This is a genomic window from Phenylobacterium sp., assembly GCF_036495085.1.
In the GTDB taxonomy this organism is placed as follows: Bacteria; Pseudomonadota; Alphaproteobacteria; order Caulobacterales; family Caulobacteraceae; genus Phenylobacterium.
This window is the reverse complement of sequence record NZ_DASXNL010000122.1, coordinates 1-9,193: the sequence shown is the minus strand read 5'-3', so window position 1 is coordinate 9,193 and position 9,193 is coordinate 1. Positions and strand designations below refer to the sequence as shown.

Annotated in this window: 6 protein-coding genes and 1 pseudogene; 5 read left to right on the top strand and 2 right to left on the bottom strand. The window is 65.0% G+C overall.

Annotation, left to right across the window (positions count from 1 at the left end):
• Positions 1-670: 670 nt before the first annotated feature.
• From VGI62_RS13955 to VGI62_RS13940, 4 genes are all read left to right on the top strand, one after another.
• A complete protein-coding gene (locus VGI62_RS13955; protein WP_331505106.1) occupies positions 671-985 on the top strand; it encodes a hypothetical protein in 315 nt (104 codons plus the stop codon).
• Positions 986-1,138: 153 nt separating this feature from the next.
• Positions 1,139-1,669, top strand: a complete 531-nt coding sequence (locus VGI62_RS13950) for an MbcA/ParS/Xre antitoxin family protein (RefSeq protein WP_331505105.1) — start codon at positions 1,139-1,141, stop codon at positions 1,667-1,669.
• Complete coding sequence (locus tag VGI62_RS13945; protein ID WP_331505104.1) at positions 1,666-2,337, top strand: RES family NAD+ phosphorylase; 672 nt, start codon at positions 1,666-1,668, stop codon at positions 2,335-2,337. The genes VGI62_RS13950 and VGI62_RS13945 overlap by 4 nt, the downstream gene beginning before the upstream one ends.
• Positions 2,338-2,599: 262 nt before the next feature.
• On the top strand, positions 2,600-3,919 hold the full coding sequence (locus VGI62_RS13940) for a phytanoyl-CoA dioxygenase family protein (protein ID WP_331505103.1): 1,320 nt from the start codon (positions 2,600-2,602) through the stop codon (positions 3,917-3,919).
• Positions 3,920-3,943: 24 nt separating this feature from the next.
• Here the strand turns inward: VGI62_RS13940 and VGI62_RS13935 are convergent, their stop codons facing one another.
• Entirely contained in the window at positions 3,944-5,986 is a 2,043-nt protein-coding gene (locus tag VGI62_RS13935) for a hypothetical protein (RefSeq protein WP_331505102.1), read from the bottom strand.
• 234 nt (positions 5,987-6,220) lie between these two features.
• On the opposite strand from VGI62_RS13935, the gene VGI62_RS13930 reads away from it, so the two are divergent.
• The gene (locus tag VGI62_RS13930; protein WP_331505101.1) at positions 6,221-7,948 is read left to right on the top strand and encodes an ATP-binding protein; all 1,728 of its coding nucleotides are present in this window, start codon (positions 6,221-6,223) and stop codon (positions 7,946-7,948) included.
• Between the two features lie 39 nt (positions 7,949-7,987).
• Here the strand turns inward: VGI62_RS13930 and VGI62_RS13925 are convergent.
• Positions 7,988-9,193: pseudogene (locus VGI62_RS13925) on the bottom strand (hypothetical protein); the annotation flags it as partial.

Genomic DNA, 9,193 nt, shown 5'->3' with positions numbered 1-9,193 from the left:
GCCGCAGCGAGCGGCTTAGTCCTCTGGCGTGGAGCGGCCCAAATTTGGCGCAGTCCAGATTCAGGGCAATTGAGCGGATGTCACAGGTGACCGGGAAGGGCTCGGTTCCGTCATTGGCGTCAATAAACGCTGAGCCCGGGTTATGGCCGAAGCGACCGCGGTGACAATCTGATCCTACTTCTTCAAGCGAACGCCAGGCCCCGCCGCGTCATCGGCCGCCTGAAACAGCACCCCAGCGTCCTCGAGAGCGCGTTGCACAGCCTCCACGTTGACGACGGAACTACGCTCCGGGCCGATCGCGCTCTCCATGCGACGAATAGTCGGGATCGAAACGCCAGACGCCTTGGCTAGCTGGGGCCCGCTCCAATCAACAAGCGCTCGCGCTGCTCGAATTTGTGCAGCGCATATTGATACGTTACGAATCATATGATAGGTTTCAGATCATGTGAACCGATTCATCTGATGGCGAACATACAGAGTTGTGCTCATGGGCTCACGTCGAAAGACGGGAGGCGCGGTCGTGCGTCTGCCAAAAATGTCGAGACGCAATATATTAGGCGGCGCGGGCGGAGCGCCACTGGTCGCGGGAGGGACGGGCGCCAAAGAGGTCGCCGCACCGAGCATTTCGATCTGTCGCAAGTGGCACGCCGTCGAAGGCGAACGCACCCGGTTGATGCTGCTGTGGGGCGACATTGAAGGGAGCCTGATTAAGGAGCACGATTGGTATCGTCTTTCCGCGGATGAACAGCGCGCTCTGCCCGCCGGCCGCCAACTCTCTGAGATCGATGCTCGCCTTGAGATGCTGTTTAAGGAAGGAGGAGCGCTCCTGGAGGCTCTTTCGTCTGGCCCGGCGCTGAGTGTCGAGGCGATCATCGCCAACCTCAGCGTGGCCGAGCGATTGATTTTCGATGAGGACCAACCGGTCGTTCACGGCCTGTTGCTGCGATCAATTCGCGACTTGGCGGCGCTGTGCCGCGCAAGATGATGCGAGGACTAGGTCGGCGCTCAGGTGTTGAACGAGCGGGCTTCTCCGTCCTGCTGCTCAGGCAGCTCTGAGAGAGCGCCGAAAAGATAGGACGATCCGATTGCAAAATGTCCAGATCCGGACTATATTCAGATCTGGACTTGAGATCATCCCATGCGTGCCAAGGCAAAAATGCCGCGATCGGACGTCGCTATGATGGCGCTTCCGCGGTTGGCTCCGAATAGGTTCGCCACGGCAAACCGCCGCCGTTTGAGCGGCCCGGGACTACGCACCTTCCTGGCCATCGCCGACCTCTGGGGCCTTTCCGAGGCCGAGCGTCTCATGGTCATGGGGCTACCCTCCCGCTCCACGTACTACGGCTGGGTGAAAGCAGTTCGCGAACACCGCGACATCACCCTGGACCTGGATGTTCTTACGCGGATCTCCGCCGTGCTCGGCATCCATCAGGCGCTGGGCGTCTTGCAGGGCAGTGAGAAGGCGGCGGGGGCGTGGCTTCACACGCCGCACAGCGGCGCCGTCTTCGGCGGACGGCCACCGTTGGACCTGGTCACCAGTGGAACGCAGGACGGACTCATGACCGTTCGGCGATTCCTCGATGCGGCGAGGGGAGGGCTCTACATGGAGCCAAATGAGCTGGACCGTGATTTCAAGCCCTATACCGATCAGGATATCGTCTTCGCGTGAGCGATGCCTTCGCGCCCGCGCCGCTTCCCAGCTTTCGACTGATCCCGTCCCAATTCCCGCCGATCGGGCTCTTCGACACCGTCGCGACAGCTGCGGACCTGGAAGCGGTGATGGAGTTGGCCGGCTGGACGAATGATCGCTTGGTGGCGCAGCGCATTGTTCGCCTGCCGCAAACGGAGTGGGTGTTTGGCCGCCCGAACGCCAGCGTCGTTATGGCGGCCTTCCTTCACGTTGCGCCGGGAGGAATGCGCTTCAACAGCGTAGACCTCGGCGCATGGTATGCGGCGGCGAGGCTGACGACGGCGGTCGTGGAAGTGGCTCACCACCTTCGGCGCGAAGCGGTCGCCACAGGCGCTGCTTCGATGCGGCGCACGTACCGAACCTACATGGCCAGGCTCGAGGGGGACTATCTCGATATTCGCGGCCAGCAGCGCGCACGCGCGGATGTCTATGACCCGAAAAGCTACGCTGCCTCTCAGATACTTGGCGAAGCGGTCCGAGCCGGGGGCGGGGCCGGGATCCTGTTCGACAGCGTGCGACACGTCGGCGGCGAAAACGTCGTAGCGCATCGACCACTCAACGTGCTCGATCTGACCCAGGCAGATCACTACGAGGTTCTGGTGTATGCCGCCGCCAGTCGTATCGAGGTTCAGAAGCTGGCTTCCTGAAGGCCTCTGCGGGGCGCGCCCGGCGGACCTCTTCCTACCACTCTTCCTGAGGCCAGCTCGCGGGGGAAGCGGGCCGTAATGGCGTGGGTGTCTTCGGGCATCAAAGCAGGATTGCGCCGCGGAGCGGCACGACGAGGAGGATTAGCCTGGCGGGGCGGAACATTGACCAGCGCGGCGGCCTGGGTGACTGTTTTCGGACGGGCGGCGCGATCAAGGCCTAGGCTCGAAGCGCAGTCCGACAGAGCACGTGGAGGAAGCGCCCATGTTCACCCTGCCGCACCACATTGAGTTCCTGTCCGATCGGTGGGTGGAGGAGGGCCGCAAGTTCCTGGTCGGCGAGGCCCCGAAGATCCGCGAGCGGCCGGCGCCTGCGGAGCGGCTGCGTGGGCGGCCTTTGTCGGTGAGCGGTCGCTTCACTCAGGCGCCGCCGCATATGAACCTGCCGCGCGACGTAGGCTGTTTTTCCGTTCACTTCGATGGCGAGGCGTTCGCCGTCACAACGAGCTTCGACCCCGCCGCCGATCTGGTGATCGAGGGCGACTACCAAGCGGCCCTGACCGGCGCCCAGATGGTCGGCATCGCTGCGCCTGGCGCGTTTCGCACACTGCGCCGCGAGATCGACCACCTCTACGGACCGGAGGCGCTGAAAGTGCGAGGCGCCATCGCCGATCCGATGGCGCTGGAGGTGTTGAGCGGGCTCTTCGACCACCTGGGACGCAAGACGGTCGAGAACCCCGACCTGGCTCACCGCGCGGCACGCCAGGGCTTGAGCGGCAAGATCCGCGAGATGGAGGCCCAGGGCTACACCATCGTCGAGAATGCGATCACGCCGGAGTTCGCCGACGAGGCGCGCGAGACGATCCTGCGCACGCTCTCGATGCACGGCCACCAGACTATGAACTGGATGCTTTATCACGGACGCGCGCTGGAGCGGCTGGCGCTCAACCCGTCGCTGATGACGCTCATCGACGCTTCACTGGGACGAGGCGCGGTGATCGCCTCGCTGAGCTGCATCCGCAGGGGCGCCGGGCCGGGATTCATCCCGATCCACACCGACTATTCCCACGTGCCCGAGCCATATCCCGCGTTCGCGATGACGGGTGTCGGCGTCTGGGCGTTCGAGGACTGGACCGAGGCCTCCGGGCCGACGGTGCTCGTGCCGGGCAGCCACCGGGCGCGCCGCCACCCGCGGTCATCGGACGATCCCGGCGCGGGCGTGCCGATCGTGATGCCCAAGGGTTCGGTGGTCTTTTTCACCGAGGGCGTTTGGCACTGGCAGGGCGACCGCACGGAAGCCGGCGAGCGGGTGACGCTGCACTCGCACTTCAACCGCGGCATCCTGCGCAGTCTCGAGGCCAGGCGCATCGACGAGCAGATGATCTACCGGAACCCGCCGCGGCTGGGGGAGATGCTGGGCGAGGACGACTGGTTCGAAAAGACGACCGCCGCCGGCCGCGACTACATGCGGTTCAACTACATGCGCCAGCTGCTCGCCTTTAATGAGGCCGGCAAGCAGGCGATCCTGGCCGAACCGCAGGCCGCGGCCCCGACGAAGTCGGCGAGGCGGGCGGTGCCCGCTTAGGCCAGCCAGCCTCGCCCCTGGGGTCTACCTGCCGCCGGCCGCCGGCGAGGCGGCCGGCGCAGCCGGCGGAGTCGTCGGCCCGTTGAACGCATCGGCAGCGGACGGCCGCCGCTGGAACATCTGGAACATGCCCTGCGCCGCCTTCAGCTCGGCCTTGTCGAGGGCCCCGTCGTGGTTGGTGTCGATGGCGTCGAAGCGCGCCAGCAACATCTTGCCGATCTGGCCACGGAGTTCGGACTTCTCCAGCTTGCCGTCGAGGTTCTGGTCCATCATCCCGATCATCCGCGTGTCACTGAAGCGGCCGTCCGAGTCGATCTGCTTCGCTGAGGTTTCGTCCATCCAGCGGAAACTGACCTGGGTGAACAGCATCTCCTGGAACGACTGCTCACCCCAGGTGACCTCGATGTTCGGGTCGGGATTGTGCGGATTGCGCTTGGAGTTGTCGTACCAATAGTGGGCGATCAGGCGTGAGCCGGCCGGCATCTTCACGGGCTCGGCGAAGGTGTAGGCGCGCTGCCAGTTGAAATCATAGCGCGGCATGGCGATCAGCAGCTTCTGCTTGCCGTCCGGATACTCGATCCACAGGTCACTGGAGGTCGCCCGGTAGTGAGCGTGAATGAAGGCGTCATAAAGCAGCGCTTCCTTCGGGAACTCGACGTAAGCCGTCTCCATGTGGTGCGCAGCGTTTGGCGGGATGTCGAGCGTCGGATTCGCGATCGCGACCTGCCGCATGATGTACTTCGGCGCGTGATCGGCGAAGTAGAGCCCGATCTGAGAGCGGTCGACCGTCTCTTTGCCGTAGGGCGTGTAGTGCATCTGGAAGCCCACGGCTCCGCCGGGCGGAAGATAGGTGCCGACGTCGCCGTCGAACACGTCGGCGTCGGAGCCCACCGCGTAGCGGCCGACGGAGACTTTCCACATCTGTTCCGACGAGCGCCCACTGGTCGGCGCGCTGGCCATCCAGCCGGTCAGAATGTGGTGCACCGCCTGGCGGTCGCCGGGCTTCACCGACGTCGCGCGGATCCAGTGGCCGACCGTCTCGGTGTTGACGGTCGCCGGGCGCTGATAGTCGACCACGCCGGAGGCCGGGACCTTGAACTCGGGGATGTTGAGGATCAGGTCCGGCTTGCCGAGCGGCCATTCGGCGGCCACGCGCTGGGACTTGGCGAGCGGATCGGCGCCTTCGCCGCGCGGCGCGCCGGTTTCGACCCAATGGACCAGCGTCTTGATCTCGTCGGGCGATAGGCGCTTGGAGTCCGAGAAGTGCCCGACGCGCGGATCGGCGTGATAGGGCGGCATCCGGTCGGTCCGGATGACCTCGCGGATCATCGGCGCAAATCCTTTGACGATCGCGTAGTTCGTCATGGCGAAGGGGCCGATGCCGCCTTGGCTGTGGCAAGCGACGCAGTGCTTGTCGAGGATCGGGGCGACGTCCTTCACATAGGTCAACTGCGCGGTTTGCGTCCGCGCCGGGAAGGCGATCAAGGCTCCGCTGCCGGCGGCGTGGGCGGCTGGGGGCGGCTTGCCGGCGAGGAGCGCGTCCAGCGCAGCCGGCATGCCGGCTGCGGCGCCGTGATAGACCACTTGCCAGGTCTTCGGGTTGATGATGATCGCCTCGGCCGAGCGGCTGACGCCCAATGTCTCGCCGACGATCTGTTTGTCGTCCATCAGGACCGGAAGTGAGTAGCCGGCCTTGGCGACCTCGGCCTGGATGGCCTCCATGCTGTCCTTCAGGCTGGAGTTCAGCATCATGAATTCGACGCCCTTGGCGCCATAATCGACGGCGAGCTTTTTGAGCTGGGGCGCAAGGGCGCGGACGATCGGGTCGCCGTTCTGCTGAGTGATGATCACCACCGCAGGCGCGTCGGCCAGGCGATAGAGTTCATGGCCCTGCAGCATCTGGTCGGCCAGCAGGAAGTTGTCGACACGGGCCGGCGACATGGCTTCGGTCGCCGAAGCGCCCTTGGCCTGTTGCATGACGCTCTGCGTCGACGGCGCGGTGGTGCAGCCATAGACCAGCAGCGCGCTCGCGACCGCACCAGAAACTCCAAGACGCGCAGAAATCATCGAGCAATCTCCCCAAACCGACCCTCGCCCCTGGAGCGGAGTCCGGGAGACCGTAGGAAACAAAGCTTTCGAACTGCATTCGACAACAGAAAATTCCCGCCATGCTCACGCGCCGGGCGAGAATGGCGCCGCTTGGAGTGAGCGCGGGCATCGGCGCCCGACTTAACGCCCCTTTCATGTCGGGGTGCGACCGTCGATGAAGAAGACGGCCGACGAGTTCGGAAGATCGCATCAATGAAGACGGCGGCCTCGCCAGAACTGATCGATGCAATGCTGGGGCGGCGCAAGCAGTTCTGGCTGCGGGTCGCGCTCGGTCTCGCGGTCGCCTGCATCATGGGGCCGTCCATCGGCTGGCCGGCGGTCGGCCTCTGGCTTGCTGTCTGGTGCCCGCTACAGGCCGTCGAGAGCCGCTGGACAAGGTCCGCGGAGGTGGCGATCAACCACGGGTCCGAGGTCCGAGCTGTGCCGGCCCTCGCGCTGGTCCTCATCGCCAACGCCGTCTTCAACACGCTCGGGATCGCGGCGATCTTCAGTGGGAACTTCTGGCTGCTGGTGTGCGGTATCTGGCTTACGGCGGGAAGCTTGTTGAATGCCGCCGCGTCGAGCGGCGCCTCGACCGGCTTGTTCCTTGCAGGCGCTGCACCCGCGCCGTTCGCAAGTTTGGCGGTCCTGGTCGTTGCGGGCCGATCGAGCGCAACACCTGCGCAGCTCGTCGCGCTCGCGCTTTCCTCAGTGCTTTTGCTGGTGGCGGTCTACGCAATTCGCGGCGTAGGCGCGCGATCGCTGCTCGCCGCCAAGGAGGCCAGTGCGTCCAAGGGTGAGTTCCTGGCCAACGTCAGCCACGAGATCAGGACCCCGCTCAACGGCGTCCTCGGCATGGCCCAGGTCATGGCGGCGGGAGAGCTGTCTGCTGAACAGCGCCAGCGGCTCGAGGTCATAGGCCGGTCCGGCCAGGCGCTACTGTCGCTGCTCAACGACGTCCTGGACCTCTCCAAGATCGAAGCCGGGAAGCTCGAGATCGAGGTGAGCAATTTCGACCTCGAACAACTTGCGCTCGACCTCGTCCGCACGTTCGAGGCGGGCGCGGCCGCGAAAACCGTAGCGGTGAGGGCGCAAGTCGACGTGTCGCTCGGGGGACTCTGGCAGGGCGATCAAGCGCGGATCCGCCAGATCCTCTCCAATCTGCTTTCCAACGCCTTGAAGTTCACGAACGAAGGCGAAGTCCTATTGATCGCGCGCCCGGTCCCGGGCGGCATCGAGGTGGTGGTCGCGGACACCGGCATCGGCATCCCCGCGGACCGACTGAATGAGATCTTCGACAAATATGTTCAGGCCTCTGCCGGCACCTCGCGTCAGTTCGGAGGCACCGGTTTGGGGCTATCTATCTGCCGTGAACTGGCGACGCGAATGGGCGGTCGGCTCGCGGCGGAGAGCACGGTGGGCGCGGGCAGCGCCTTTCGACTGTGGCTTCCGCTCGAGCGCTCGGAACACACCGCCCATGAGGCGGCGTATGACGAAACCGAAGGTCCGGACCTTGGGGGCCTGAGGGTTCTCGCCGCCGAGGATCATCCCACGAACCAGGCTGTTCTTCGCCTGTTGCTCGCTCAGTCAGGCGTTGAGGTGCACGTCGTTGGGGATGGGCAGGCCGCTCTGGAGGCCTGGCGGGAAGGCGACTGGGACCTGATCTTGATGGATGTGCAGATGCCCGTCCTGGACGGACCCGGCGCTGTCCGCGCCATCCGAGAGGAAGAGCGCAGGACGGCTCGTCCGTACACGCCCATCATTGCGCTCACGGCCAACGCCATGAAGCATCAGATCGCCCAATACCTCGCTTGCGGAATGGACGGGTTTGTCGCCAAGCCGCTGGAGTTGGGGCTGCTGCTCGAGGCGATCGCCGAGGTGACGGCGGGCAAGGCGTCAAGCCCTGCAGGGCGCGCGGCCGCGGCCACCCATCAGTCTTAGGCTGGCCCACGCGCGGCGTCAGCGCCGGGCGGGGCTTGTCTATCTGCCGCCGGCCGGCGATGCGCCCGCGGATGCAGGGGTTTTCTGCGGAGGCCGCTCGTCGTTCATCATCGCCTTCATCACCGGGGCCAACTCGGCCTTGTCCAGGCCGCCGTCGTGGTTGGTGTCGAGCTGGTCGAACTTGGCGAGGATCGACTTGCCGATCTCGCCGCGGAGTTCTGATTTTTGCAGCTTGCCGTCGAGGTTCTTGTCCATCGCCCCCAAGAGCATTGAGTCCTTGAAGCGGGCGTCGGAGTCGACCTGCTTCGTCGACGTCTCGTCCATCCAGCGGAAGTCCAACTGTGTGAACAACATCTCCTGGAAGGACTGCTCGCCCCAGGTCACCTCAATGTTGGGATTGGGATTGAAGGGATTGCGCTTGGAGTTGTCGTAGACGTAGTGCGCGATCAGTTTCGACCCCGCCGGGACCTTGATCGGTTCGGCGAATGTGTAGGCGCGCTGCCAGTTGAAATCGTAGCGCGGCAGGCTGAGGAGCAGCTTCATCTTGCCGTCCGGATACTGGATCCAGAGATCAGAGGAATAGGCGCGGTAGTGGGCGTGCACGAAGGCGTCGTAGAGCAGCGCGTCCTTGGGGAATTCGACGTAGGCCATTTCCTTGTGTCGCGGCGTGTTCGCCGGGATGTCGATCGTCGGGTCGCTCACCACGACCTGGCGCATGATGTATTTCGGCGGGTCCTTGCGGAAATAGACGCCGATCTGAGAGCTATCGACCGTCTCCTTGCCGTAGGGGGTATAGTGCACCTGGAAGCCCACGGCGCCGCCGGCAGGCAGATAGGTGCCGACGTCGCCATCGAAGACGTCGGCCTCCGAACCCACGGCGTAGCGGCCGACGGAGGTGCGCCATTGGCTTTCCGAGGACTTCCCGTCGGCCGGAGACTCCTTCATCCATCCGCTCAGCACGTGGTGCACGGCCTGACGGTCGCCGGGCTTCACGCTGGTTGCGCGGATCCATTTGCCTTCCGTCTCGGGATTGAGGGTGAACGGCCGCTGGTAGTCGACGACGCCTGAGGCCGGCACCTTGTATGACGGGATGGACAGCACCAGGTCCGGCTTTCCGAGCGGCCATTCCTGGGCGACGTGCTTGACGGCGCCCAGCGGGTCGGGCCCATCGCCGCGCGGCGCGCCCTGCTCGATCCAGTGGACCAGGGTCTTGATCTGCTCGGCGCTCAGGCGCTTGTCGTCGGA

What these genes read in the sequence shown, in the direction of transcription:
- VGI62_RS13950 (WP_331505105.1), top strand. Translation starts at nt 1,139, where the DNA reads ATGCGTGCCAAGGCAAAAATGCCGCGATCGGACGTCGCTATGATGGCG.
- VGI62_RS13940 (WP_331505103.1), top strand. Translation starts at nt 2,600, where the DNA reads ATGTTCACCCTGCCGCACCACATTGAGTTCCTGTCCGATCGGTGGGTG.
- VGI62_RS13935 (WP_331505102.1), bottom strand. Translation starts at nt 5,986, where the DNA reads ATGATTTCTGCGCGTCTTGGAGTTTCTGGTGCGGTCGCGAGCGCGCTG.
- VGI62_RS13930 (WP_331505101.1), top strand. Translation starts at nt 6,221, where the DNA reads ATGAAGACGGCGGCCTCGCCAGAACTGATCGATGCAATGCTGGGGCGG.